Consider the following 26,474-nt stretch of genomic DNA (forward strand, 5'->3'; position numbering starts at 1 on the left):
CCTACACTCCCTCAATCTCCTCTATTACTCTCCCAAACTCTTTTTCCCCCATACTCCCAAGCCTCATATGATACCCCTCAAATGCCAAATTCTTAGTAATTTTATTCGGCACAATCACACATCTAAGCCCTGCCGCAATGGCAGCCTTGGATCCATTCATAGAATCTTCAAAAGCAATGGCTTCAGACGGTTCGATCCCGAAATGGCTGATAACATTCCTGTAGAGAGCCGGATCAGGCTTTACCTTCTCAACATCGTCCGAAGTCTGGATGTAGTCAAAATACTGTAGGAAATTCAGCTCTTTTAAAAAGAAGGTGACCCATTCCCGGTTAGAGCTGGAGGCCAGCCCAATTTTCAGCCCCCTGCTCTTGGCTTCCTTCAGATAGTCTTCAACCCCTTCACGGGCAATAGGAGATTGAAGTTTTTCTTTATGTAAGATATGAGATCTTTCGATGATCTCTTCGATTGTCATGGTGCCGTTTGATTTTTCCATGATATATTCATATAAGCCCTTTGAGTCGGTGCCGATAAAATGGGAATAGTCTGCAATCGGCATTTCACTAGGGTCAATTTCAAGCAGGTCGCAGAATGCTTCGTAAAGAGCATATTCTGTGTCGATGATCAGCCCGTCAAAATCGCAGACAATGGCTTTAATCATAGGTTCCACCTTCCTCTTTCTATCTATTTGTCCCCGTTAGGAATTAAACTGGCTGCTCCATACTGCCCCATCCAATCCTGCCTGAAGGTTTCTACATTGTCTTCAATGGAGGGAATTTTGACGAGCGCCTCAATCAGTTCTGGTGCGGCGGTGATTCCGTGCGCGCCGGCAAGGCAGACATTGTGAATCTGCTGGACGTTTTTGAAGCTGGCGGCCAGGATCTCACAAGATAAGTTATGCTTTGAGAGGATCTCAGTAATCTCTGCGACTACCTTCGCACCATTGCCAGTAAGGTTGTCGATCCTGTTAACATATGGAGCGACATAATCGGCACCGGCTTTGGCAGCAAGATACGCGTTCATCGGTGTATAAACCGTAGTCGCCAGTGTGCGGATTCCCTCAGCCTTCAGCATTTTAATCGCTTTAATGCCCTCCATCGTGACAGGAATTTTTACAACGACGTTCCCGGATACTGCTTCAGAAAGCCAGCGGGCTTCCTCCGCCATTCCTTCTGCATCCCCGGCAATGGTCTGGGCAAACAGCTCTTTATCCTCCCCGATGACAGCTCTGATTTCCTTGAGCAAAGGCAGAAACGGCTTCTGCTCCTTTACAACGATGCTCGGATTAGTGGTGACCCCGTCAATCGGGAAAAAATCCACGAGTCTCCCAATGCTTTCCACATTTGCTGAATCAATGACTAATTTCATTTCCCTTGCCCCCTCTTTTTAAAAATAATAGCCTAACTCTTGGATGACAAAAGTTAAGCTATTGTTTTTTATTCATTATGAGTAGATCCGGATTGTGTCTCCAGCGCTAACTTCCTTGATTTCACTGTCTTCCAGGTAAAGGGTGCCTGGCAGTTCCGGAGTCTGTGAGCCGTCGAACTTCAAAGTGATATGGCCGAGTGAGGAAAGATTTTGTTTCACAGCGTCGCCGACAGAAGTAACTTTATATTCATTGCTGCCGATCTGCAGGGTATCGCCTGCTGCAATCTCGCCAGCAACTTCTTTTACATCAATAAGGAGGCAGTATTCAGCCAGTTCAGCTGGAGCATTATCCCCGAAAAGGATGAACATTTTTTCACCGAGGAAGTCCGTTACAGAAGGGCCGATGCTGTTGATTTTGGTTTCGAATTTCGTTGTCATGGTTGTGTCTCTCCTTTTGGATCAGTTTTCTATATTGCGGGTCGGGGAGCTCCTGGCCCAGATGCACCATGAAGCTCCTCATCCGCATTCTAACTTTTTCTATTATTTAATCTCAATCATACAAGCCAAAGCTTGCGAGCCAGGCAATGAAGACGGTCGGCGCCCCCGTAAGGAATCTGGAGTAGAGGACAGATGGCACCCCTACTTCGACTGTTTCAACTTCTGCTTCTGCAAGTCCAAGTCCTACTGGCACGAAGTCAGCCGCTGCCTGGGCATTGATGGCGAACAGGGCCGGCAATGCAAGGTGGGGCGGGATGTTCCCTTTTCCGATTTCAACCCCGATCAGTGTTCCGACTACCTGGGCAATAACGGCGCCAGGGCCTAAGAATGGGGATAGAAGCGGGAATGAGCAGACAAGTGCGATGACGATCAGTCCCCATACAGAACCTGCGAACGGTGACAGGAATTTCGCGAACACATCGCCAATTCCTGATTCGAGGATGACACCGATGAGCATGGCCACGAATGCCATGAACGGAAGGATCGTTTTGATAACTGTATCAATGGCATCACGGCCAGCCTGGTAGAAGACGCTTGTGATCGAGCCCATGGCCATACCGACTCTTGCCATCAACCCTTGTGGTTTTTGCTGTTCACTGATTTTCTTGTCTGAGCTGTATTTAGGTGTTTTGATCCCTTCAGCTGCCTCTTCCTGTACTGACATTGCCGGTGCCGCTGCCCCTTCAGCATCTGCGAGCTGGATATTGTCCGCCTTTACGCCGGAAACGTAGATGTCTTCTGTAATATGCTTGGCCAATGGACCGCTCTGGCCTGTCGGCATGATGTTGATTGTCGGGATGCGCTTTTGCGGGTATAGTCCGCAGCGCAGTGTGCCGCCGCAGTCGATGATGACGCAGGCCATTTCTTTTTCCGGCACAGATGTTTTAAAGCCGTCAACAAGCTCGCAGCCTGTTAATTCAGCAATTTTGTCAGCAATCTCCGGCCTTTGTCCGCCGGTAATATAGACAACCTTATTTTTCTCGTCTGTTGGTGTTATTAGTAAAGGTCCGCCAAATCCGCCGGCGCCTTTTGAAATTTTGATTGATTGAAATGTCATGTTTCCCACCACCTAGAATTCTATAGTTGAACGGTATCATTTAATTTTACGTTTTGCTGCTTGGCCACATAAGATGTTGTCAGGTCAGTGATCCAGCCTCTTAAGAAGTTGGTGAAAATACCAACCAGGAAGTAGCGGAGCGCAAGCTCGGTTACATCATGTCCCAATGTTGTGATCCCTGCTGCAATTCCGAGGAATACGAACAGCTCGCCCGGGTTCACGTGCGGGAATAATCCGTTGTGCGTGTGGCATGAATACGATGCAGCCGCATAATAACTCGGCTTATATTTTTCCGGAAGAAATCTTCCAAGTGATAATGTCATAGGATTGGCAAGGACGAATGTCCCGATGATCGGCAGAATGAAATATCTTGTGAATGCGTTTTTTCCTGATTTTCTTGCAAGTTTTTCAACACGTTCTTCCCCGACAAGGCGGACAAGCGCGTTCATCGCAACCAATAGCATGATCAATAGCGGTACAATATCTGTGACAAGGCTGACAAAGGTTTCGCCGCCTGTGCGGAATAAATTCATGAACCCTTCAGCTAATTTGATGATTAAATCCATCTCTTCACCCTCTTCTCAATTCTTTCTTTTTTGGCATTAAATAATCGATCCAGCCTTTTTTCACCTGCAGCTCGCCGCCTTTGGAGATGATGTCATAGCTCTTGAGCGCGTCTGCAATCGCAAGCCGGGTCAATTTATCATGGCCCTTGAAATCTTCTTCTGAAATCTTCAGGAGGTATTTTCCCTCAAATCCATTCAGGTCCTTGACCTTGGAAAAAACGGTCACGCCCTGCATTTTCGATGCCTTCAGGATTTTATTCCTTTTGTCGATAGCGAACATGACGACCGTCCCTGCGCGCAGTTTCCCTGTTCTTTTGCCGATGGCCACCCGTCCGAGCGACCTCATTTCAGCATACTTTTTATTAAAATGCTTGATCTGGAAAAACCCGAGGATGCTCTGGACCAGCCAGGCGATCCCGATCAGTATGATTAAAAATACAATCATCTTCTCAGCCCCTTTCCCTGTTTGACCGTTCGATGCTGGATACGAAATCCTCATAGGACCCTGCCTGCACCAGCTGTGCGATGAGCTCTTCATTGTTCGCAATCGCGATAATTTCATCATAGATTTTGACAATCAGGCTTTCATTGCCTTCATTCTGTTCCTCCGGCAATCCGAGCAGGAATACAAGCCTGACTTCCCTACCATTCTCTATGACCCCTTCCGGGAAAATCCCGATCGCAAGCTCAATGTCATCTGACTGCTGATTGAAGGTGTGCGGAAAAGCGATATAGCGGTCAAAAACCATCGACCCTTTTTCTTCCCTCTCCTTCAGCCGCTCTGTAAACCCAGGGTCAAGGCGGCCTATTTCCACCAGCTCGTTTACCATATGGAAGACATTTTCGTGATAGCCCTTAGAGCTGTCCAGCTGGAAAAATGATTCTTTTGCAAGCATCTGGGCCATCACCGAATGATACTCGCCGCCATTTTGAATGTTGAGCCTCTGTCTGTAGGCCGCTTTCTCAATCTCCCTTTTCACACGGCTTTCATCAAATATCTCGTTGACCATGATAAAAGGAGCTTTTGTCTCAAAAGGCAGCTTTACAGTTGAAAAAACAAGATCATATGAATCCAGGACTTCCTTCGCTGCGTCTTTTTCGGCAAAAAGATCGATTTCTGTATCCTGATTCAGGATGCGCTCCAGCTGGATGCTGACGAGCTTTGCCGTCCCCCGGCCGGTGCCGCAGACGACTGCTGCTTTTTGAAAGCGCTTGACCTTGATATCGCTTTGGCCGATGAAGACCCCGAAGTAAAAGGCCAGATATCCCAGCTCATCCTCCGGCACCTCGAGCCCATATCTGCTCTCAATCACCTGTCCGGCAATCTCGGCCATTTTGTAGGCCACCGGATATTTTTCCTTTACATCGGCGAGCAGCGCGTTCTTCAGGCGGAGCCCGAAAATCAGCCGGTTCAGCATGAACGTCAAGTGGTACAGGAGATCCTGAAAGAATGACTCATTCTGCTCAATGATTTCCCTTTTAAAGCCAACCTGCTCTAAAATCTGTTCCAGCAGCCGCCTTACATCATCGGTAATCGCAATATCTGCCAGCGTCCGGTTGTTTGTCGGCGTCCGCCTTCCTGCAATCGGAATGGTGATGAACAGAGCCTCAGCCTCAGGGATTTCTATCGGGAGTTGCTTTTGGATCGCTTCAACAATTTCAAGCGCGATCCCATGCTCCTGTGTACCGATCAGCTTTTTATGCTTTTCCTCGATAGCTTCAAGCTGATGATTTTTCAAAAGCCGGTCCAGCATGATGATGATGAATTCCATCAGCCTCGACTGGGTAGGAGACTCGAGATTATACTCATTCGAGATTTTCTCAATCGCCTCTGTAATATCTTCATCAAGCGGATAATCGCCATACAGCACATCATACAGATGATCAAGGATGTAGAAGCGCAGGTCCAATTCCCTGCCGCTCAGCTCCATCCCCCTGTTCGGCTTGCCGTGGATGATAAGCTTGTATGTCTCAAGGGAAACAGCTGCCTTTTTCAGCTCATTGACAAGTGTTGTGCGGCCCAAGTGCATTTCCTCAGCCAAATCATCCAGTGTATACGTTTCTTCGCTGTTGATGAGCCGGTCGATGATGAAGCCGATCCGGCCCTTTTGCGAATTCAGCGAGCTATCTTCCGGGCTGCTTTCTTCCAGATAAGATTGGAACGCTTTCATATTATTGATATCGAAACGGAAGCCTTTTCCTCTTTCATTGAAAAAAGAAGCAATTCCGTCCAAGTCTTCATTCAGCTGTTTAATATAATTCCTGATCGTCCTGGTGCCCACACCCATTGCTTCTGCAAGCTCATCAAGTGAGTGATAGGTTTTTGTCCGGGCAATTGCCAGCATCTTTGCTGCACGTTCATCTATCATTCTGTCTGACATAATATCACCCCTATTGATATGAAAGCCGGACGGTCTTCCCGCAGGCCGGCTTCCATAAAGGCGCTGCAATCACGTCTTTACAAGCATCAGCCGCGGGATTTACCGCCTGAAATATTAAAAGTTGTCCCTGTTACATAGCCTGCACGGTCAGAAGCCAGGTAAGAAACCAAGTCAGCGATTTCTGTCAGCTTCCCTTCGCGCCCAAGCGGGATCGATTTGCTGTAATCTGTTGAAAGGCCATCAACCGTTACACCGCGAGTGTACGCTAATGCTTCATTATAAGCATCTGTCCTCAGGCCAGTCGTTTCAATGATACCAGGGGCAATCGCTACGACACGAATATTGTGTTTGCCAAGCTCCTTCGCCCATGCCCTTGTAAAAGCAATCACCGCACCTTTTGTTGCCGAATAGCAGCTCTGCCCGGCAGACCCTTCCTGGCCAGCCTCTGAAGATACATTGATAATCACGCCGCCGCTCTGCTGCAGCATCTTCTTCGCAGAAGCCTGGGCAAACAGATAAGGACCCTTCTGATTCACAGCAACCATGAAATCAAAGTCTTTTTCACTTAACTCATATTCCGGCTTTTCTCCCTTGTCGTCAACCAAAAGTCTAGGAAGATTCACTCCTGCATTATTCACTAGGATATCCAAAGACCCGAACAGCTCAACCGTCTTCCCAACCGCCTGGTCAACGCTCTCCTTCTTTGTCACATCGCATTGGATGAAGTAAGACCCGTTTTCCTGCTCGCCTTCACTCCCATTCAAATCGGCAACCACAACCTTCACGCCGTTTTTCTGGAGCTCATTCGTAATATGTAAACCGATGCCCGAAGCACCACCCGTAACAATCGCTACCTTCTCTTCCAAACCAAGCCAAGAACTGCTCATCTGTCATTCCTCCCTACCAAGTTGAAAACACTTACAATTTCTAATTTCAGTATAGTAATTGTATTAAGAATTATTAATACAGACTTTTTCACTCAAGTGTGAAAATCGGTGTATGAATTGGGCCATGGGGTCGGGTTCCTTGGCTCGTTTTTTGGGTGGTGGGCCATGGGGTCAGGTCCCTTGGCTCGTTTTTTGCGGTGGGCCATGGGGTCAGGTCCCTTGGCTCATTGGCACATGCGGCCGGACACTTTGATAAACGGAACAATGAACCTTATAATTCATGTTATAATGAACAAAAATGACGGAGGGTTTGAATTGGATGCTAAAACAGAACAAATCATTGTTGATGTGCTAGTAAAGAGGCTCTCTCCATTTTTGATTTTTCTATTTGGATCTTACGCTAAAGGAACAGCCCATCAGGGAAGTGACATTGACATTGGTTTTCTCAGAGGTGGTCAGCATTCAGACCTGGACAGCTATGACCTCTTTCTCCTTTCGCAGGAGATTGCCGCTAAGGTCGGCAAGGATGTTGACTTGGTTGATCTTCATAAAGCAAGCACAGTATTTCAGGCTCAAATCCTCCATACCGGAAAAGTCATTTATTGTAATGCTGAAGATAAAAAAGCACGATTCGAGATGGTTGTTTTAAAAAAGTACGCAAAGCTGAATGAAGAGCGCTCGCCTATATTGAGGAAAATCCTTGAAAACGGGAGGATTTATGAAAATGATATTATCTTAAATAAAATCAGCATGATTGAACGCTGCCTTCAAAGAGTGAATGAAGAATATGAAGACAAACCCGCCAATCTGCAAAACTTCACGAAACAGGACTCTATCGTCCTAAATCTTCAAAGAGCCTGTGAAGCAAGCATTGATTTAGCGATGCATATAGTAGCTGGAGAAAAACTGGGACTGCCTCAAAACAGCCGGGATGCCTTCTCTTTAATTGAAGAAAAGGGGATCATTGATGCTCCTCTTTCTGCCAAAATGAAAGCAATGATTGGCTTTCGCAATATAGCGGTACATGATTACCAGGAAATCAATTTAGTTATCCTGCAAAAAATACTTGAGAATCATTTAGATGATTTTTTAGAATATACCTCGGCAATTTTGAGGTATTGAAGAAAGAATTTAACTTTTCTTATTGGAATAATGAAAAGCGCACAGCTCCAGGGGAGCCGTGCGCTTTTTTGTACTTCTATTAATTCACTTCCGCTTTTGAGCCATGGGGTCAGGTCCCTCGGCTCACTTTCCGTGAAACATTTATGTGAAACAAGATTTTTCGGGTGGTGCCTGTCACCGCTCCAACTGTCACCGCTCCAACCGCCCCACCGTATCAAAAGCATCAAACCTCTTCCCATTCAACTCCTCAATCGCTTTAATAAACGTCTTGGTCGTATGAGGTGTATCATACAGAATCCTGAAATACTCTCCCCGCTTTTCTTTTGGTGTTTCTTTATAGGAGTTGCCTACCATCCATCTGCCATAAAAATAGCTGGGGAAATAGGTTTTTTGGACAGGGTCTGAGAAAAAGCGGAAAGCGTTGTTAGCTTCTATTTCGGTGATTCCGCCCTCTTCGATCAGATAGGCTATAACTTCTTCTTTTGATTTCTGTTCAAGATTATACTGATAGCAGGCGTTTGTTGTGAACATCCGCTGATAATCAAGATAGTTTCTTGCAAGCTGGTATTGCTTCTTCTGATCATCGGTAATGCCCGGAGTTTCTTCATTTAAATCATCCCAGCCAAGGAAGCTTAGCGCCGTTTCAGGCCCGCCCTCGAATAAAGCATTCGTCGGGCTGTTGATCAGATAATAAGATGCCTCCAGCGGGAGTTTTCCCTGTTTGAATAGATAATCCCAGCGGCAGTAGAAGGCCTGGTGGCCAGGGTAGGCTTCATGTGTCATGATTTGCGCCAATATCGGCTCAGTCCATGGGCGGTCTATATTAAATGTAAGATTTCCGCGGTAATCGCCAGTGTACTTAGAATAACCGCTCCAGAACACGCCGCGTATACTTTTGATCCAGTCAATCCCATCCTCTTCAGGAAGTCCGATGACTCTTGAAAGGGTGCCCTGTTTGCTTTTTTCGCGGAAGTTTTCTGCGACGGCGGTTACTTCATCAGGTGCTATAAGAGTATCCGAACGCCATGCTTCCGCTTTCTCCCGTACGTTTCCCCTGTATCCTAAATCTGTTAACCCCTTCTCAACCAGTTCCCTTGCATGCTCAAGCTGCTCATCTGTTATAAGATCGGATGGCAGCTCCTGAATATTGGCGATCAGTTCATCATACGGCACTTGATCTCCCTGCAGGCTTCGAGCGAAATAACGGAAGCCATTGACCATGGAGCGCAGATACTCGCCTTTGTGCCCTTCAACCGTTTTAATGGTCCCTTCCACTTCATCCAGGGACCTGCCTATTTCATCAAATGTTGAGAGTGAAGAAACGGTATCACTATAGCTGGCAGTGGCCACTTCCTGTTTATACATTTTTTGTGTTTGTTCATTTAAACTAAGGACGATATCAACAATCTTTTTCCCTGTTGGTGCGTCTGTCCATCTAAGCATTGATTTTTTCCTCCTTTTCGGCTGCAGGTTCTGATAGTTTCCATAATTCTTCTATGTCAGCGATGATAAGCTTCAGCAGGCTTTGGTATAATTGCTCGCCCTTGCCGGCTGTTGCTTCCCCTGCATTGCCCATATATCCGTCTTTGAACAGCTTCTTCCCTAAGTTCTGAAACTTGATTTTCGGATTCATTGGTACCTGATGATTGCCTGCCAAAGAAGGATCGGCAAGCTCTTCACTGATTGCCAGCACAAGTGAAGTTTCATCCTCACCGCCATGTCCCGGCCCTTTGGTAATCGTTAAAATCTGCTCTCTGTAATCGATCCACCAGTTAATGGTCAGGACGCGCATCCCCAGGTCAGAAAGCTTTTCAGCCACAATGCTGAGACTCGGAATATTTCCCCCATGGCCATTAAAAAGGATGATTTCCTCAAATCCATTTCTATGAAACTCTTTCCCAATTTCAAATACATACTGTGAAAAAGCTTCTGCAGAAATATCGATTGTTCCTTCAAACGGAGCAAGTGCCCATGAATGGCCATAAGCGATTTCCGGCGCCATTAAAATTCGATTGCCAACTTCCTTCTCGAGCCTCCGGACAAATTCGCGGGGAATCCATACATCTGTTCCGAGCGAGCAGTGCGGGCCATGCGTCTCCATCATGCCAATCGGCATCAGCACAGTGCCTACCGATTCTTTCATTTCTTTAAACTGCAGAGCTGTCAAATTCATCATATACATAGAATTAGTCTCCTATTCTTTCATATATTTTAAAATCATTTCCGCAAGCAAAGCTGCTCTGTATGGGAGATTATCCAAGTCCACATGCTCATTTTCGGCATGAGCACCATCCCCAACCGGCCCCAGCCCATCTATCGTCGGGATATCGATGCCGGCTGTAAAGTTCCCATCGCTCGCTCCCCCGGAAGATCCTTCCTTCAGATCGTAGCCATGGGAAGCAGCAATCTCTTTCAGGTCCTTATATAGAGCTTTCACTGCTTCGTTCCGTTCCAGCGGAAAGCGCTCAAATTCTCCAATTACCTCTACTTTGGTCCCTTCAACAAAACTCGGCCGGTTCCTGATTTTCTCCATCAGCTGAAAGGCCTGTTCTTTTTTGTTGATCCGTACGTCAATTTCGGCTGAAGCTTCCTTCGCAATCACATTGCACCGCGTCCCGCCCTGTATCACACCGGCATTGATTGATATTCCTTCTTCTCTATTAGCGAGCTTCTTTAAGTCGATAATCTGATAGGCGAGTTCTTCAACGGCACTGGCCCCGTCCCATGCATTAATGCCGGCATGGGCAGCAATCCCCTCAACTTTTAAAAGAAACTGCCCGGCTCCTTTGCGTTCCGTCTTCACATCACCATCCGGGCTGATGCTGGATTCCGGCACAAGGACCAGCGAGCTTTTTCTTGCTTCTTCGAGAATGATATCCTTTGAATGCACACTGCCTATTTCCTCATCGGTCGATACCAGGAATGCCACCTTGCGGCTGCCGGTCTCCCCGAATTCCCTCAATGCTTTCAAGGCCCAGAGAGTGACGGTCAGGCCGCCCTTCATATCAAACACTCCGGGTCCGTATAAAATATTTCCGTCCCTCTTTATCGGAATCGCTCCAGCAGCCCAAACAGTATCCATATGGCCAATCACAAGAATCTGCTCTTTATCTCCCTCTCCATATGTAAAAAGATATTGATTTCCCACCTCCTCTTTATCTATTTTTCTTACTGGCCCGCCAATTAACCTGGCATATTCTTCACTCAATACCTCACCACAGTGATCAACATGGGGCTTTGAGTACGAAGGAGATTCGGCTTCTGTCAGTTTTAACAGGGTTTCAATCATTTCAGTTTGATTTTCTTTTAAGAAACTAAGAATCTTAGACATTGCAGCCTCCTTTCTTTAAAAAACCTAATTGTTTTTCAAGCCTGACTGCCCTTTTTAATAATCGGATATCTTCTTTATGTTTGCCGGCCAGCTGCATCCCAATCGGCAGCCCTCCTTTTGAAAGCCCGGCTGGAATGGTCACAGCCGGATGCCCTGTGACATTGAAAATCCCAGTGAATTTCATTTCATCATCCATCTCCAGTGCAGGATCTTCTTCCGGTGCGGGATAGGAGACTGTCGGCATGAGCAGAATATCTGCAGCAGTCAGCGCTTCATCAACCTGCTGCCGGAGTTCCGCCATTTGCTGCCTGGCTTTCAAATAATCTAGCGAGTTATGATGCAGTCCCGCTTCAATCTGCTTATAAGTGACAGGTGCGTAATCTGCTTTTCTTCCGGCCCATTGCTCATGAACCAGCGCCGCCTCTGGCAGGAGTACATTCATCAAGATGGACTCTGTTTTTTCGAATAAAGGAATATTGACTTCCCTTATTTCCCACCCAGCCTTTTCTGCCTGAGACAGGGTGCTATTATAGGCAGCGATGACATCCTCATCTACTCCATTGAGGAAATCTTGCGGGAGCACCCCTACTGTCAGCGGTTCTTCGTCCTCTGAAAATTCAATCGGCCCAGCACACAGAGATTCCATAATAACCAGCAAATCTTCAGCACTCTTAGCCATCGGCCCGGCATGGTCAAAGGAACTTGACAACGGGAATGCACCTTCAACCGGCAGAAGGCCATATGTTGGCTTCAGCCCGGCAATCCCGCAATAAGATGCCGGTATCCTGATGGATCCTCCAGTATCTGTTCCGAGAGAAAACAAGCTAAGCCCCGCAGCTACCGAAGCAGCTGATCCGCCGCTCGATCCTCCGGCCGTTTTCGAACTGTCCCAGGGATTATTTGTTTGGCCATAATCAGGATGGACAGCGCCATATGCAAATTCAAGCATATTGGTTTTCCCTGTCATCACAGCTCCGAACTGATCCAGAATCCGTATCAATGGCGCAGTTTCCCGAGAGATATGCTTGCTTAAGATCCTTGACCCGCAAGTGGTTCTTACCCCGCTTGTATCAAACAGATCTTTGACACTGAAAGGGATGCCAGTTAAGATGTGCAGCTTCTCCTTCCTTTTAAAAGCCCTCTCTGCCTTTAGAGCGGCTGCTAAGGCACTTTCTTCCGTAAGGGTGATAAAAATATTGAGCTCTTCATTTATTTCCTTTACTCTTTTGAAAATATCTTGGACGACTTCTGCAGGAGACAATTCTGTCTTCCGATAAAGCTCCGCTGTTTCGATGATTGAAAGTTCATCCCATCTTTTCATCCTAATCTCCAACAGCCAGCAATGGATCGTCCAGGTTAATGGCCAGTGAGGTTACCAAAAACAGAACGATTCCATCTGTATTGGCATGGTATTCCTTTATGCTGTCTCCAAATTCATCAGTGATTTTCCCGACAAGATCACCTTTCTTAACTGAATCTCCGACTGCAACGGCTGGATACCATAATCCCTTGTGGTCAGCTCTGTACCAATCGAAGGTATTCAGCTGTCTCGTAGGTTTATCTTCTACAGTGCCGGTGAGATTTCCGATATGGCGCAGCGCGTTCTTTGTGCCCTCTTGCAGGAGAAGGGAGCTTTCCCTGTCAAGGATCCCCTGCTGACCAGCCTCTGCGATAATCGCTTTTTTCCCCAGGAAGCTGGCTGAACTGTAAGTAGATCCCCCTACCTGATCGGTTGAACCTACTATATATTCAATCCCCATGGCAGAAGCAAGCTGCCTGGATCCAGCTGCCAGTTCCTGGTTTTCTCCCTTATGATAAATCGTAAAAGGGACAAGGGCCTCAATCATATCGCCGCCATGAAGATCGATGATATATTCCGCCTGTTTGATGGCTGTCTCTGTTAAAAAGTAGGCCAGCCTTTCCGCTGCAGTTCCATCCTCCTTGCCAGGAAAAACCCGATTAAGATTTTTCTTGTCCTCGGGGTGGACATAGATGCTCCTTGCATAAAAAGAAGCAGGGTTTGCGATCGGAAGGACTGCTATTTTTCCTTTTACACCCTCTGCTGATAAGTTTCTGCCGAGCGTCAAAGCAGCATCGATGGAAGAATATTCACAGCCATGAATGCCGCCGAGTATAAGGGTTGCCGGTCCATCTTCCGCTCCATTGATCAGGAAAGCAGGAAGCTTTTCTTGGATCCCTGGGAATTCAAGATAGCTCTTTACTTTTTCACCCTTGCCGGCAGCGAGATTTCCGAATGTCCACATACAAGCTCCTCCCCATCTTTTATGTAATTGAATAGAAGCGGCCGTCTGCTGAATTCAAACGGACGCTTCCTTTAGATGTCAGGCTTACTCTTTCGTCAATTTTTGGAACGGTACATACCAAGTGTTCATAGGATTGATTTCATAGCCTTTGACCCATGATCTCTTAGCGGTCTGCACAAGGCGCTGAGCAGGGAAGATATACGGCACTTCCTCAGCCATGATGGACTGGACTTCTTTATACACTTCTTCACGGCGGGCTTCATCAACTACTTCTCTTCCTTCTTCAAGAAGCTGATCCACTTTGCTATTTTCATAGAAAGCTAAGTTGAAGCCCGGGCCTTTGCTGGAAGAATGGGCAAAGTACCACAGATTATAATCCGGGTCGGCATAATCCGGAGTCCAGGCTGCCAATGCCAGCTGATGGCCGCCGCTCGTGACTGTCTCAAGGAATGTCGGCCAGGCAAGTGTTTTGATTTCCAGGTCGATTCCGATCTGCTTCAAATCTGACTGCATCATGACGGCGATATTTTTACGGACTTCATTGTTTTCGGAAATCAGGAGTTCAAGCTTGAATCCGTCCTCATGGCCGGCTTCTTTTAATAGTGCCTTAGCCTTTTCAAGGTCAAACTCTGGCTTTTGGATATCCTGATTATAGCCAAACATGCCTTCCGGGATGATTCCGCCTGTTCTCTGTGCTGCTCCCAGAAGGATATCATTAATGATAGAATCGTAATTCACAGCATGTGACAATGCCTGGCGGACCTTCACATCATTGAGCGGCTCTTTTTCCATATTGATGGCAATATCATCGATTTGGTAGCCAGGAGAGCTGACGATTTCAATCCCTTCCGTTTCTTTCATGTTATTCATAACATCCGGTGACAGCATGGTATCGTCAATCATGTCAATTTCACCTTTTTCAAGCATCAGGCGGGCTGTTGCCGGTTCATTGACAATTTGGATATTAACGGTGCCGATCTTAGGAGCTTCTCCCCAGTAATCTTCATTCGCTTTCAATACCAATTTCTGTCCGCGGTCCCAGCTTTCAAGCACATACGGACCTGATCCCATCTCTTTATCTGCCAGGAATGTTTCCCCAAGATCATCTCCGTGGTTTTCTGCCAGCTTCGGATTGACGATATTGGCATATACAGTCCCAAGGCTTTTCAGGAATGGAGCAAACGGTTTTTCAGTTGTAATTTTGATCGTATGATCATCGACAATTTCAAAGCTGTCTTTGTTGATGACCTTTGCAAATTGGCCGGCTGCTGATTTTCCAATATCAATGGCGCGTGTATAAGAGTATTTAACAGCTTCGGCAGTGACTGGCGAGCCGTCATGGAACTTGGCCTCTTTATTCAAATAGAAAGTATAGGTTTTTCCATCCTCGGAAATATCCCATTTCTCTGCCAGCTGAGGCTTGACTTCGGTATCTGTCCCATCGTATGTTACCATCCGGTCATATAGCATATAAGTGATTCTGAAAGAAGTATTGGCTGCGGTTCCGTGTGGGTCAAGATGGGGTATATCCTGGTTCGTTGCAAAGTTCAGCACGTTTGGATCACTTGGAGCAGCACTTTCCTGGCCGGTGTTGTTTTCTTTTTCTGGAGCTGTGCCTTCACCCGAGGAGGTTTCCTGATTGTATTTATTGCAGCCTGCTAATGCCAGTAAAAGGACCAAAACGAGAGCCATCATTTTTAACAAGAAAGGTTTTCTGTTCACTTCTTTTCCCCCAAACTATTTTTATTGTAAAGATGCAAACAACCAGCCTAAGAAAGAATCGCCCCCCTTCAAGTCATGCTGTTATCTATTTTTTGGATCCAGCAGATCCCTTAACCCATCTCCTAAAAGATTGAATCCAAGAACGGTCAGCAAGATGGCCATTCCAGGGAATGTCGCTGCCCACCAGGCATCACGCAGTATTTCCCTGCTTGACGACAGCATGGCTCCCCACTCCGGGGACGGCGGCTGTGCGCCTAGCCCGATAAAGCTTAAACCTGCTGCGGCCAGGATGACAAAGCCAAGGTCCAGGCTCGCCTGGATGCTTGCCGGCGCAATGGAGTTCGGGATGATTTCCTTAAAAAGGATCCTGATGGGGTTGGCTCCAAGGGCTCTGGCAGATTCAATAAACTCCGAGTTTTTAATAGAAAGCACTGATGAACGGACAATCCTCGTGTACCACGGCCACCAGGTGATGGCCAGTGCCAGGAGCACATTCTCAATCGACGGCCCCAGGGCAGCAGCAATGGACATAGCCAATATGATGCCCGGGAAGCTGAGGAAAATATCAGTGATCCTCATGATCGTCTGGTCGACAATCCCGCCCATATATCCTGCCACCGCTCCGAGGATGGTGCCAATAGGAAAGGCGATCAGCACGACCAGCAGGCCGATTTTCAGAGAAATGCGGGTTCCGTAAATAATCCTGCTTAAAATATCCCTGCCCACTTCATCTGTTCCGAACCAATGCTCTGAACTTGGAGGAAGCAGCTTTTGCCCGATGTTTACCTGAAGCGGATCTTTAGGCGCAATCCACGGGGCAAAGATGGCAAGGACGATGATAATGATGACTAATACTAATCCTATTAGCGTTAAAGGACTCTGGAAAATGCGTCTGGCCATTATGCTTCCTCCTTATTCATAATTGAGTCTCGGATCAATTACCTGGTATAAAAGATCGATGATCAGGTTCACTGTGATGAACAGCACGGCAATGAGGATGGTGACGGCCATGACTGCCGGGAAGTCAAGATAGGTGATCGCATTGACCGCATATTTGCCAAGGCCCGGCCAGGAGAATACCGACTCTACCAGGACACTGCCGCCCAGTGAGTGGCCGAATGTCATTCCCAGGAGTGTCAGGATCGGCATCATGCCATTTCTCAGAGCATGGCCGTACAGCACCCTGTTTTCTGATCCTCCCTTGGCTGAAGCTGTCCTGATATAATCACTTCTTAATACTTCAAGCATGGAAGACCTTGTCATCCTCGTAATCATCCCAATCGTGACAGCAGCCTGTGTGATTCCCGGCAGGATCAGATGGATGACTGCCGAATTAAACACTGTCCAGTTGCCGGTCAACAATGCATCGATCGTATACATGCCTGTGATATTTGTCGGCGGCGGAAGTCCGGTATCCAGCCTTCCTGATCCAGGCAGCACACCCAGCTGCAGATAGAAAAACAGCAGGAAGATGATGCCCAGCCAGAAAGCCGGCATGGCGACCCCTATCAAGGCCATGACACGGGCCAATTGATCCGCTAATTTATCCTTTTTGCTGGCGCTAATGATTCCCAAAGGAATTCCGATCAGAATTGTAATGAACATGGAAAAAAAGGTAAGTTCCAGTGTTGCGGGAAAATACTGTTTGATATCCTCCATCACTGGACGGTGCGAATAATTGCTATTCCCCAAATCTCCTTGAACCAGATTCTTCATATAATTGAAGTATTGAACATATACCGGATCGTTCAGACCCATTTTTTCCTGCAGCTCGGCAATGACTTTTGCGTCTGCGTAGGGCCCTGCAGCCAGTCTGGCCGGATCTCCCGGGATGGTATTGGATATAAAGAATGTCAGCAGGCTGATGCCGATCAGGATCGGGATCATCAGCAGCAATCTTTTTAGCAAATAGCGGAGAGCATCCACTTATTCCGCCTCCTTTGTTTCTATGAAATTTGCGATTTTCTATTTGCCTCTTCAGGATGTACATGGATGCAGGCAACCCAATGGTCCATCACTTTTTCTTTAAGGCTTGGGACGTCCTCTTTGCATGCAGAGGTAGCGGACGGGCATCTGGTATGGAACGGGCAACCGCTTGGAGGATTGATGGGGCTTGGCAAATCCCCCTGCAGGATGATCCGCTCTCTTTTCTGGGTTGGATCAGGCAATGGCACTGCTGTTAAGAGTGCTTTTGTATAGGGATGCAAAGGGTTTTTGTATAATTCATCCACATGGGTAATCTCGACGATTTTTCCCAAATACATGACCGCGACCCTGTCAGATATATGCTGCACCACCGATAAATCGTGAGAGATGAATATGTAGCTCAGATTCATTTCTTTTTGCAGATCAACCATCAGATTCAGCACCTGGGACTGCACGGAGACATCCAGTGCTGATACCGGCTCATCCGCTATAATCAGCTGGGGATTCAAAGTGAGTGCCCTCGCAATCCCGATCCGCTGTCTCTGGCCTCCGGAAAATTCGTGGGGATACCGGTCCAGCTGGTCTTTGCGGATGCCAATTTTATCAATGATACCCTCGATTATTTTCATCCGCTCAGGCCTGCTTTTCAGACCATGTATGATCAGCGGCGATTCTAAAATAGAGCGGACGGTGCTCCTCGGATTCAGGGATGCATACGGATCCTGAAAGACAATTTGCATATCCCGGCGCAATTCTTTCATGTCTTTCCTTGGAAGATGCGTAATATTTCTTCCATGAAATAAAATTTCTCCGGAGGTAGGCTTGATCAGCTGTAGGATCGATCTTCCCAGGCTTGATTTTCCGCAGCCTGATTCGCCTACTATCCCCAGAGTTTCTCCCTGTTCTACCTTGAAGCTGACCCCATCTACTGCCTTGACGATTTTCTTCTCGCCGAGAAAGCCTTTTTTAAGAGTGAAGTGCTGTTTTAACTCCTTTACTTCCAGCAGTGTCAAAAGATTCTCCCTCCTTTCCTTCATATAGCCAGCAAGCCGCCTGATGGTTCTGCCCGACATCCTTTATTTCCGGCATATTGGTTCTGCACACATCCATGGCCATCCCGCACCGGTCATAAAAGCGGCACCCCTCCGGCATCTGATCTGGTGAAGGAACCATGCCTGGAATTGACCCGAGCTTCTCTTTCTTGACCCCGAGCCTCGGCACAGAATCCAGCAGCCCTTTTGTATAAGGGTGCTTAGGGCTTCCAAACAATTCCTTCACATCCGCCTGCTCCACGATTTTCCCGGCATACATCACAACGACCCTGTCACATACTTCAGCTACAACACCCAGATCATGTGTGATCATAATGATTCCCATATCATTGGACTTCTTGAGCTTATTCATCAGCTCCAGAATCTGGGCCTGAACTGTCACATCCAAAGCCGTTGTCGGCTCATCACAAATCAGCATGCTTGGGTTGCAGGCCATGGCAATCGCGATCATAATCCTCTGCCTCATCCCCCCGGACAACTGGTGGGGATATTCATAGATCAGCTCTTCCGCCCTCGGCAGCCCAACCTCTTTCAGCAGTTCGATGATCCTGCTTTTTCTTTGGTTTTTATTTAGATCAGTATGAAGCATAAGCGTCTCATCAATCTGCTTGCCTACTGTATGGAGGGGGTTCAGGGAAGTGAGCGGATCCTGGAAAATCATCGACATCTTATCGCCCCTGATTTTCTGCATTTGCTTTTTCTTATATTTGGTTATGTCATCCCCATCCAGAACGATTGACCCATCCAGCTTGGCCTTATCAGGCAAAAGGCGCATAAGGGAGAGTGCTGTCATGCTTTTTCCGCAGCCGGATTCGCCAACAATCCCTACCGTTTCCCCTTTATTCACCTGGAAAGAAATCTGGTCTAATATCTTTGTATATCTGCCATCCTTTTTTAATTCGAGGGATACGTTATTGATATCAAGCAGCACAGTAACACCACCTTTAGATTGTTAGTAAGCTTTTTACATTTTCCAATTCATCAAGAGCATGCACATAATGGTCTGAAAACTCCCTGCTGACCCGTTCCTTATCCTTCGATCTTAAAGCCTCCAAAAGCTTTTGATGATTTTCAACCACCAGTGCCGCCCGGTCCGGCAGCATATTGGCTACGGTCAGGAACATGGCGCCAACCTGGGTGTTCAGCTGCTTATGCATATGGATGAGCCTTTCATGACGGGAGGCTTTTACAATTGTTTCGTGGAAGAGGATATCGCATGATGCCTCTGCTTCCAGATCTTTATTTTTCAACGCCTCTCCAAAAACATCCAGGCAATCTTGCAGTCTCTCAAAACCTCTCTCTGTCAGATGCTTTACAGCGAGCTCTGCAGCCTTTGCTTCAAGCAGGGCCCTCAATGTATAAATCTCATAAGCATCCTGGAACGATAGAGTCGTGACAAACGTTCCTCTATTGGTCTCGTGCTTGATAAGCCCCTCATTCTGAAGCATGCTCAAAGCTTCCCTGACCGGCCCCCGGGAAATCTCAAGGCTTTCTGCAAGCTGGACCTGGTTAATCTTTTCGCCTGGTTTCAGGGTGCCGTTGAAGATCATTTTTCTGATTAATTTTGCTACGTGGTCTGATAGATTTTCATGATGAAATAGCATTCTTCTGCTCACCCTGCTCGTATTTGGCTTTTAATAGATTCAGATTTTCCCATGACATCTGCCGTTCACCATTTTCGATTTCTTTGATAAGAGAGATCAATGTTCTTGTTAATGGCATCTGAATATGATGCCTTTCCCCTATTTCGACAATTGGGACGAGCTGCGAATCAATTTCGGTTCTTCGCTTTCTGACAGCAAGGTCCCGCCAGATGCCGCTTTTCGTCTTTTTATTGGAAGCCATCCGCTCGCTCAGCCGTTCCAATTGGTCATTTAAGATTTCTTCATCCGTCGTTCCCCTTGGATACACCAATGCGGGAACCCAATCATCAAAGCCGATAGGAACAACACCAATCTTCTCAGCCACTTCCAATATTTCAGCGCACAGCTCCATCAGCGCCGGCCGAAGCTCCATGTTCCGGACGACAGCTGCCATCGTTTCATCGACAAGCGCTGTTCCGTATAATAATCCCGCGTAAGACATCTTCCCCCATAAATAGCCCCAGATATTTTCTGTTACCTGTACAGGGCCCCAGCAAGAAAGTATCTCTTTCAATTCCATGACCCTTTGTGTGATGGTGCCGTCCAGCTCCCCAAGATATAGAGCTGCTGTACCGCCATAAAGAATCCGTCCCGGACCCAGGTAATCCGCAGAGAAATTCACAAAACAGCCGATTGTCTTTTCCTGGCCAATCAATTTCGCAATCTGGTTTTCGCATAATCCATTCTGGAAGGAAACCACCTTGGTGTCTTCATCAATCAAAGAAAGAAAAGGTTTCAGTGCCTCTTCCGTATGCTGCGCTTTTACACATAACAAGACAGTGTCCAATACCTTTCCGTGCTCCGCCAGCTCTTTCGGAGTGAATGCGGTGCATTCTACATGCAGGATTTCATCCGGCCCTTCAATCCTGAGCCCCTGCGTGTTCATCGCCTGAACATGATCTTCAGCTGAATCGCAAAATATCACTTGATTTCCGTCCCTTACAAGATAAGCCCCAAGGACCCCGCCTATTGCCCCCGCTCCAATAATCGTAATTTCCATTTCTTATCCTCCTAGAAGAGTTGTTGTCCGCCATCCGCTGAAATGATTTGCCCGCTGACATACCCGGCCCAATCTGATGCAAAAAATAACACGGGGTATGCTATATCCTCCGGCTCTCCCAAACGCTTCACTGCGATAGAAGCAACCAGATTCTCCTGCTGCTCACCGGACATGCTTTCCCACTGTTTCTTCGTTGAAGGATTGGAGATGACAAATCCCGGAGCAACATTATTGACTGTAATTCCATAAGGGCCCAGCTCCTGAGCCATCTGCCGGGTCAAGCCAATCTGCCCCGCTTTGGCGCTCGCATATGCCTGAATCCCGGTCAGGCTCGTGCTCCTGCCTGCACCGCTTGATATATTAATGATTCTTCCATAATTGTTTTGCTTCATATGCGGCGCGACAGCTTTAATCGTGTAAAAAGCAGCGTCCAGATTAACGGCAAAGATTCTATGCCAATCCTCCTCCGCCACTTCCTCTACCGGCTTATGCACCTGTCCGCAGACACCGCCGGCATTATTGACAAGGATATCGACTTTGTTAAATTCAGCTATCACAAAATCAATCAGCTTTTTAACATCGTTTTCCTTTGTGATATCCGCCGTATATGTATAAAACTGATTATCCCCGCCCAACTCTTTCGCCAAGCCGTTAAGAACTTTTTCTGTATCCTGAAGGATTTCTTCCAAAATATCTGTCCCTACAACAGTGGCCCCATGCCTTATAAAAGCCTCGCAAATTCCTTTTCCAATGCCATGGCCTGCCCCGGTAACCAGAACGACTTTCCCGCTGAAAAATGTTGAATGTAAACTGTTAACACTTTTTATCAAGACAACACTTCCTATGTTTGGCAAATTTATTAATATTTACAGTAAAGGGTGAAAGTTTAATTGTCAATATATTTAGAAAATTATTAATTTTACTTCTATTTCAGGGTAATGAATATTAAATTCCACTCTCCCTGTTATAAGCATAGAGTCTCTTAAGCAGAAATCTTGGTTTATAAGTATGAGGAACGAGAGGCAAAAAGAACCAGGCTATTCATATAGACAGGGTTGAGAACAGGTTAAGTTTTAATCAAACGAATGATTAAATACCCATTTTCTATAGTCACAAGTGGATTGTCTCGCTTTTGCATGGGTTAAAATGGAATAAAACGATGTATATAGCAGGAGGAAACAATTTGGCCACACCAGCCCAAAATCATTTTCAAAAAAAAATGAAGGAACTTAACCGCAGCGGCCGACCATTCGGCCAGACCAAATATCTATCATTCTACTAATAAAAGCAGACGGGCCAAACCCAGATGGAGCTGCAGCATAATTGCTTTTGTGCTGATTCTGTTACTACTATCCGGCATGCCAAAGTAATTCTACAATAATTTCATTGTATACAAGCATGATAAGATGATTGCTTACTTGAAGGAACAGCAGGCGTACACAGAACAAAGCGGCACTATCTTAAATACCTCTCTCTTGAAATCTTCCACCCCTGCCTCCCTGAATATTAACACATTACAGGAAAGCAAAAAGAGCTTAACTAATCTCATTTTAGAGGCAAATAATATGAAAGCTCCTTCTGCATTCAAAGAGCACAAGAATTCTGTTATTGGAATCATGGAAAAAAGGCTGTTCATTTTAACTTATTTAGAGGTGCTCACCACCAGCAGGACTCAAAACTTTAATGAGCTCACCCCGCATATCAATGAGCTGGACACAAGGCAGCAGCTGGAGAGAACTCAGCTAGCGGGGATATTTGAGGAAGAAGACATTCCGTATACATTAGAGGATGATGGGACCATTCAGTACAAGTATAAAACTTACCGTCCGGTGAATGGGAAGTACAAATGAGCATAAAATTATTGAAGGCAGTTTTTTTCACTTATGAAACATATCTTTGAAACTATATTTATCGGGCGGTGACAGGACCCTGTCATTATAGTAACCTATCACTATATACATATCTTTCCACACAGGAAAATCAGCTTAATTAGGGGGAATTAGATGGGTTCAATGTTTGCGGGAAATTGGGTGAAAGGTGAGTTAGGGCTGTCTTCATCAGATGCAGTCATAGGCGTAATGCTGGCAACTATTCTGGTTAATATCCTTTTATTCCTGTTTGGAGGGAAAAGGAGAAAAGACTCTGTTTCGCTTTATTCATCATTACTATTTGTGGGCTCCGGGCAATTTTATAGAAGGAAATGGATGAGAGGGCTGCTCATGACTGGATTATTTATAGGCTGTTCCTTCTACAAGCTGAGTGCTGGGGAAAGCTCTGCAGATACAATCATTGTTGTCATGACCCTGGTTTCTCCGATTGAAGCCTTCATGACACACAACAGCAGTTCTGGCGGATACTCCGGCAGGGGCTCTTCCGGATATTTCAGCAGCTACTCTGACGAAAGCAGCTATGGCTTGGCAGATCAAATGGAAGATGAACAGTCTGCACGATTCCAGGAAGATCTTCACAGTATGTCGGATGATTATAATCATCATTATTGAATAGCAGAAATCGAAGGAAAGGTCTTTCGCCATGGCGGGAGACTTTTTTCTGCATTATTTGATCCTCTCCTACCCGTATAAGTCACGCCCCCTGAATCTGTACTAAGTTTTGCAAACGTATCCCACTCCACCACTTCCTCATACTCCTCACCATCAATATTGTAAGTAACCTTCGCCTCCCTGCTTTCATCCTCCTTCACCTCACCAAGTTGAATTTCAGCAACAATCCTGCTCTCTCCCTGGACTTTAAATCCCTGTATATCTTTTACTTTCCCTATATTGCGGTCTCCCGAATATAAACCCGTTTTCTTCAAAGGATCCGCACCGAAAAATTCATAGGCAATCCCATCTTCATCAAAAGTTACAGGAGAACCATCTTCTTTAATTAAGTCAATAGAAGTAATGATAGACGGCTTCTCACCCGTCCACTCAATCGGCAGAACCATATAGTAGCTTTCGCCCGATTCCATTGAATCAGCATACAGATTTCCAAACATAAACTCACCATCATTTTTGGTTTCCGACTCGCTGCAGGCAGTCAGAAAGAAAACCAGAAGTATGATAGGCAATGCCTTTAGTTTTTTCATCATCAGCCTCCTCTTGGCGATCCCGCTGCCAGAACACTTCTCTAGGCAAAAATAGATTCCTGTTAAAAGTTCATAGTGTGCCGGTCCTTTACTGAACAGAAAACCGCATGGCAGAAGGAATAAAGCCTTATTAATCAAACGTTTGATTAATTTATTTATAGCCTGTTTGTATCCTAGAGAAACATACCGGGCCACAGAGGATGGCGCTTTATAATCTGGCCAGCAGCCTGCTTAATCAACTAACTCATATTAAACTGATCATAAAAAACTTTTGACTGCTGCTGATCACTGGCCGATAGCATTTTAGCTATTTTTATCTTTGTCTCATCAGTAAGCTTCACATCACTTTCCCGGGATGCATACTGAACAAATTCTTTAACACGAAGTATAGGACACTTGTGATCTTGTTTTCCTTTCCACTCGCCATAAGGATTGGTTAATATAACAACCGGTCTGACTTCCACGGTAAACCCATGGCCCATGGCGCTTGAGGAGATTTTGTAGGTGATGAGCATGATAGAGTGATTGATACTGCGGATTTTTAACAAGTGTTTTCTTGCGGACTTTGCCCTGGCTGTGAGAGGGATACCACAGCCACCCATTCCTGTGCGGATAGAATCTTCCAGTGATATCCTTGGTTTCAATACAATAAATTCTGCCTTCGCCAATCAATACATGGTCAATTTGAGTTCCATTTTTGCCATTTGGAATCACAAGATCATTCAATAATAAATAGTTATTGGCAAGAAGTGTTTCAATTGCATGGGATACTTTACTTTCTCCAGACTCTCCACGCTGAATTTTTATCTTTCTGCTCATATCCCTTAGCTCTCTTCTCTGTCCTTTACATAGCTGATCAAGAGCACTTTCACGTCCTATAAACCATCCTATTAAAAAACCGAACGGAAAAATAAAAATTAACAAAAGGCCCAATATTACCATCCATTTCAGCTCGCTCTTTAGTATTACCTTTGCATTTTCCTGCTTGATTTTTTTGATTTCCTGCTGCAGATTCAGCTTCCGCACAAGGGCTTCTTCTCTTTGCCTTCCAAACGCAGTCTCTCTTTTTACAACTATAGCCATACTGCTTCCTTGTACCAGCAGTTTAAACAGGAGAATTTTTCCCAACCAATGCTCTCCTCATAACATCTCAAACTTATCTGCTTTTCATGAAAATAACTGCCTGTTTTGCTATAATTATACTATTATTTACAAAAAGTTACATATGTACGTAGGATCTAATCGAAAGCGGGGGAAACAATGTCTTTTCTTAAAAACGTCTTTAATGTCTTAACAGACAAGCGGGATATAAAAGAACCTGAAATGTATAAGCATTTCAATGAAAAATCAGCCACTATCTCACATCTGACCGAGCTGGCTGAAAGCAAAGACCCAAGCATCGACCTGAAAAAAGTGGAAAACCACTTGAAGTTATTCACCATCGGCCAAACAGGAGAAAAAAACGTCCTGTTTGAACTCCAGCACTCTATGCTGCCGCTGGTCATCCTGCATGATGTATATCTGGAGTATGGTGATTATGCTGCTCAATTGGATTTCGTCGTTATTACACATAAGTTCATAATGGTTTTAGAAGTGAAGAAGATGTTTGGCAATATACATATTACTGATAAAGGGGAATTCCAAAGAGTAATTACGAAGAACAACAGGATCATTAACAAAGAAGGGATGTACAGCCCGATCAACCAAGTCGAACGGCATATGGGAATCCTGGAAAAACTCCTGAAAGATGACGGCGCCATAAAAAATTGTCCCGTTACCTATGCTGTTACTTTTGCAAATCCCAAAACTATATTGAATATCGCTAAAAACTCGCCGGCAAATATACAATCAAAGGTCATCCGCCATGACCAAATCAAAACTTTCATTCAAAATGAGCTGGAGAAAAAATCACCTGTATTCATGACAGATCAACTCGTCTATGGGATCGCAGATACTATTCTGAAATACAGTAAAGAAAAGCAATTCAACAAAGAAGATTACTTGCTGCAAACATCTCAAGCGACTCAAAAGGAAATATCAAACGCTGCCCCTGTCCCAGCTGTAAATCAAAATGATAAGGATAGCATCTTAAAAAAATCTCTAACTGAATATCGTCTTAACCGTTCAAGAGAATTGAATATAAAACCTTACCATATTTTCACTAATAAAATGCTGGATGAGCTCTTGGAGAAAAAGCCTATGACCATTGAGCAATTGTTAGAGATTGAAGGGGTTAGCCAGAAAAAAGCGGAGGACTACGGAAAGGATCTATTGGCGATCATTAGCGGACAACCGCCAGAATCACGTTTGTCAAAGCAGCAGCACACCAGGGATATCCAGAATGATCCACCAAATGAAAAAGAAATCCGGTCAGCTTTAATAGCATTCAGAACCAGCCACTCAAAAAAGCTCAATGTAAAACCGTATTATATCTTTACTAACAATACGCTAGAATCAATTTTAGTTAAGAGGCCTGGTACTATGAGTGAACTATTGAATATAGAAGGCATCGGGCCTAAAAAAGCCGGGGAGTTTGGGCAGGAACTGCTGGATGTAGTAAAGGGGAAATAAA

General features: G+C 45.7%; 27 protein-coding genes and 1 pseudogene. 5 read left to right on the forward strand and 23 right to left on the reverse strand.

Annotated elements, in window-relative coordinates; genetic code table 11:
• Position 1: 1 nt before the first annotated feature.
• The 8 genes from AC4E8B_RS22190 to AC4E8B_RS22225 form a co-directional block, all read right to left on the reverse strand.
• On the reverse strand, positions 2–658 hold the full coding sequence (locus tag AC4E8B_RS22190; RefSeq protein WP_490215623.1) for an HAD family hydrolase: 657 nt from the start codon (positions 656–658) through the stop codon (positions 2–4).
• Positions 659–681: 23 nt separating this feature from the next.
• Positions 682–1,365, reverse strand: a complete 684-nt coding sequence (locus tag AC4E8B_RS22195) for a fructose-6-phosphate aldolase (protein ID WP_490215625.1) — start codon at positions 1,363–1,365, stop codon at positions 682–684.
• Between the two features lie 75 nt (positions 1,366–1,440).
• Positions 1,441–1,803 carry a PTS glucitol/sorbitol transporter subunit IIA gene (locus AC4E8B_RS22200; protein WP_490215626.1) on the reverse strand — a complete coding sequence of 121 codons (363 nt, stop codon included), beginning with the start codon at positions 1,801–1,803 and terminating at the stop codon, positions 1,441–1,443.
• 112 nt (positions 1,804–1,915) lie between these two features.
• Complete coding sequence (gene srlE, locus AC4E8B_RS22205) at positions 1,916–2,920, reverse strand: PTS glucitol/sorbitol transporter subunit IIB (RefSeq protein WP_490215628.1); 1,005 nt, start codon at positions 2,918–2,920, stop codon at positions 1,916–1,918.
• Positions 2,921–2,940: 20 nt separating this feature from the next.
• The gene (gene srlA, locus AC4E8B_RS22210; RefSeq protein WP_490215629.1) at positions 2,941–3,486 is read right to left on the reverse strand and encodes a PTS glucitol/sorbitol transporter subunit IIC; all 546 of its coding nucleotides are present in this window, start codon (positions 3,484–3,486) and stop codon (positions 2,941–2,943) included.
• A 4-nt stretch (positions 3,487–3,490) separates the two neighbouring features.
• Positions 3,491–3,931: a transcriptional regulator GutM gene (locus AC4E8B_RS22215; RefSeq protein WP_490215631.1), complete on the reverse strand. Its 441-nt coding sequence runs from the start codon at positions 3,929–3,931 to the stop codon at positions 3,491–3,493.
• Between the two features lie 4 nt (positions 3,932–3,935).
• Positions 3,936–5,867: a BglG family transcription antiterminator gene (locus tag AC4E8B_RS22220; protein ID WP_490215633.1), complete on the reverse strand. Its 1,932-nt coding sequence runs from the start codon at positions 5,865–5,867 to the stop codon at positions 3,936–3,938.
• A gap of 86 nt (positions 5,868–5,953) precedes the next feature.
• Positions 5,954–6,754, reverse strand: coding sequence for an SDR family oxidoreductase (locus AC4E8B_RS22225; protein ID WP_490215635.1), 801 nt, complete (start codon positions 6,752–6,754; stop codon positions 5,954–5,956).
• 288 nt (positions 6,755–7,042) lie between these two features.
• Between AC4E8B_RS22225 and mntA the strand changes: the two are divergent.
• A pseudogene (mntA, locus tag AC4E8B_RS22230) lies at positions 7,043–7,420 on the forward strand (type VII toxin-antitoxin system MntA family adenylyltransferase antitoxin); the annotation flags it as partial.
• An 84-nt stretch (positions 7,421–7,504) separates the two neighbouring features.
• Entirely contained in the window at positions 7,505–7,876 is a 372-nt protein-coding gene (hepT, locus tag AC4E8B_RS22235) for a type VII toxin-antitoxin system HepT family RNase toxin (protein ID WP_490219839.1), read from the forward strand.
• Between the two features lie 189 nt (positions 7,877–8,065).
• On the opposite strand, the gene AC4E8B_RS22240 is transcribed toward hepT, so the two are convergent.
• The 13 genes from AC4E8B_RS22240 to AC4E8B_RS22300 all read right to left on the reverse strand — a co-directional run bounded on the left by AC4E8B_RS22240 (position 8,066) and on the right by AC4E8B_RS22300 (position 21,644).
• Complete coding sequence (locus AC4E8B_RS22240; RefSeq protein ID WP_490215636.1) at positions 8,066–9,319, reverse strand: hypothetical protein; 1,254 nt, start codon at positions 9,317–9,319, stop codon at positions 8,066–8,068.
• Positions 9,312–10,052, reverse strand: a complete 741-nt coding sequence (locus AC4E8B_RS22245; protein ID WP_490215638.1) for a creatininase family protein — start codon at positions 10,050–10,052, stop codon at positions 9,312–9,314. Before AC4E8B_RS22245 ends, AC4E8B_RS22240 begins: the two co-directional genes overlap by 8 nt.
• Positions 10,053–10,070: 18 nt before the next feature.
• Positions 10,071–11,207: a M20 family metallopeptidase gene (locus AC4E8B_RS22250; RefSeq protein ID WP_490215640.1), complete on the reverse strand. Its 1,137-nt coding sequence runs from the start codon at positions 11,205–11,207 to the stop codon at positions 10,071–10,073.
• Entirely contained in the window at positions 11,200–12,528 is a 1,329-nt protein-coding gene (locus AC4E8B_RS22255; RefSeq protein WP_490215642.1) for an amidase, read from the reverse strand. The genes AC4E8B_RS22250 and AC4E8B_RS22255 overlap by 8 nt, the downstream gene beginning before the upstream one ends.
• A 1-nt stretch (position 12,529) precedes the next feature.
• Positions 12,530–13,471, reverse strand: coding sequence for a M14 family metallopeptidase (locus tag AC4E8B_RS22260; RefSeq protein WP_490215644.1), 942 nt, complete (start codon positions 13,469–13,471; stop codon positions 12,530–12,532).
• 84 nt (positions 13,472–13,555) lie between these two features.
• Complete coding sequence (locus AC4E8B_RS22265) at positions 13,556–15,193, reverse strand: ABC transporter substrate-binding protein (RefSeq protein WP_490215645.1); 1,638 nt, start codon at positions 15,191–15,193, stop codon at positions 13,556–13,558.
• A gap of 81 nt (positions 15,194–15,274) precedes the next feature.
• Positions 15,275–16,093 carry a nickel transporter permease gene (gene nikC / locus AC4E8B_RS22270; RefSeq protein ID WP_490215646.1) on the reverse strand — a complete coding sequence of 273 codons (819 nt, stop codon included), beginning with the start codon at positions 16,091–16,093 and terminating at the stop codon, positions 15,275–15,277.
• Between the two features lie 12 nt (positions 16,094–16,105).
• Positions 16,106–17,101 carry an ABC transporter permease gene (locus AC4E8B_RS22275; RefSeq protein WP_490215648.1) on the reverse strand — a complete coding sequence of 332 codons (996 nt, stop codon included), beginning with the start codon at positions 17,099–17,101 and terminating at the stop codon, positions 16,106–16,108.
• 38 nt (positions 17,102–17,139) lie between these two features.
• Positions 17,140–18,156, reverse strand: a complete 1,017-nt coding sequence (locus AC4E8B_RS22280) for an ABC transporter ATP-binding protein (protein ID WP_490219841.1) — start codon at positions 18,154–18,156, stop codon at positions 17,140–17,142.
• A complete protein-coding gene (locus tag AC4E8B_RS22285) occupies positions 18,086–19,102 on the reverse strand; it encodes an ABC transporter ATP-binding protein (protein WP_490215649.1) in 1,017 nt (338 codons plus the stop codon). The genes AC4E8B_RS22280 and AC4E8B_RS22285 overlap by 71 nt, the downstream gene beginning before the upstream one ends.
• A 13-nt stretch (positions 19,103–19,115) precedes the next feature.
• Positions 19,116–19,775, reverse strand: a complete 660-nt coding sequence (locus AC4E8B_RS22290) for a GntR family transcriptional regulator (RefSeq protein WP_490215650.1) — start codon at positions 19,773–19,775, stop codon at positions 19,116–19,118.
• Positions 19,759–20,814, reverse strand: a complete 1,056-nt coding sequence (locus AC4E8B_RS22295) for a ketopantoate reductase family protein (protein WP_490215651.1) — start codon at positions 20,812–20,814, stop codon at positions 19,759–19,761. Before AC4E8B_RS22295 ends, AC4E8B_RS22290 begins: the two co-directional genes overlap by 17 nt.
• Before the next feature lie 11 nt (positions 20,815–20,825).
• Positions 20,826–21,644: an SDR family NAD(P)-dependent oxidoreductase gene (locus tag AC4E8B_RS22300; RefSeq protein WP_490215653.1), complete on the reverse strand. Its 819-nt coding sequence runs from the start codon at positions 21,642–21,644 to the stop codon at positions 20,826–20,828.
• 735 nt (positions 21,645–22,379) lie between these two features.
• On the opposite strand from AC4E8B_RS22300, the gene AC4E8B_RS22305 reads away from it, so the two are divergent.
• Positions 22,380–22,664, forward strand: coding sequence for a hypothetical protein (locus AC4E8B_RS22305; RefSeq protein WP_490215655.1), 285 nt, complete (start codon positions 22,380–22,382; stop codon positions 22,662–22,664).
• 153 nt (positions 22,665–22,817) lie between these two features.
• On the forward strand, positions 22,818–23,315 hold the full coding sequence (locus AC4E8B_RS22310) for a hypothetical protein (protein ID WP_490215657.1): 498 nt from the start codon (positions 22,818–22,820) through the stop codon (positions 23,313–23,315).
• Here AC4E8B_RS22310 and AC4E8B_RS22315 read toward each other — a convergent pair.
• Both AC4E8B_RS22315 and AC4E8B_RS22320 read right to left on the reverse strand, forming a co-directional pair.
• Positions 23,309–23,905: a hypothetical protein gene (locus AC4E8B_RS22315; RefSeq protein ID WP_490215658.1), complete on the reverse strand. Its 597-nt coding sequence runs from the start codon at positions 23,903–23,905 to the stop codon at positions 23,309–23,311. The genes AC4E8B_RS22310 and AC4E8B_RS22315 overlap by 7 nt on opposite strands.
• A gap of 372 nt (positions 23,906–24,277) precedes the next feature.
• A complete protein-coding gene (locus AC4E8B_RS22320; protein ID WP_490215660.1) occupies positions 24,278–25,030 on the reverse strand; it encodes an NERD domain-containing protein in 753 nt (250 codons plus the stop codon).
• A 132-nt stretch (positions 25,031–25,162) separates the two neighbouring features.
• Here AC4E8B_RS22320 and AC4E8B_RS22325 point away from each other — a divergent pair, with 132 nt between their 5' ends.
• Entirely contained in the window at positions 25,163–26,473 is a 1,311-nt protein-coding gene (locus tag AC4E8B_RS22325) for an HRDC domain-containing protein (protein ID WP_490215661.1), read from the forward strand.
• Position 26,474: the final 1 nt, after the last annotated feature.

This window comes from Bacillus sp. SRL543, from assembly GCF_984799205.1.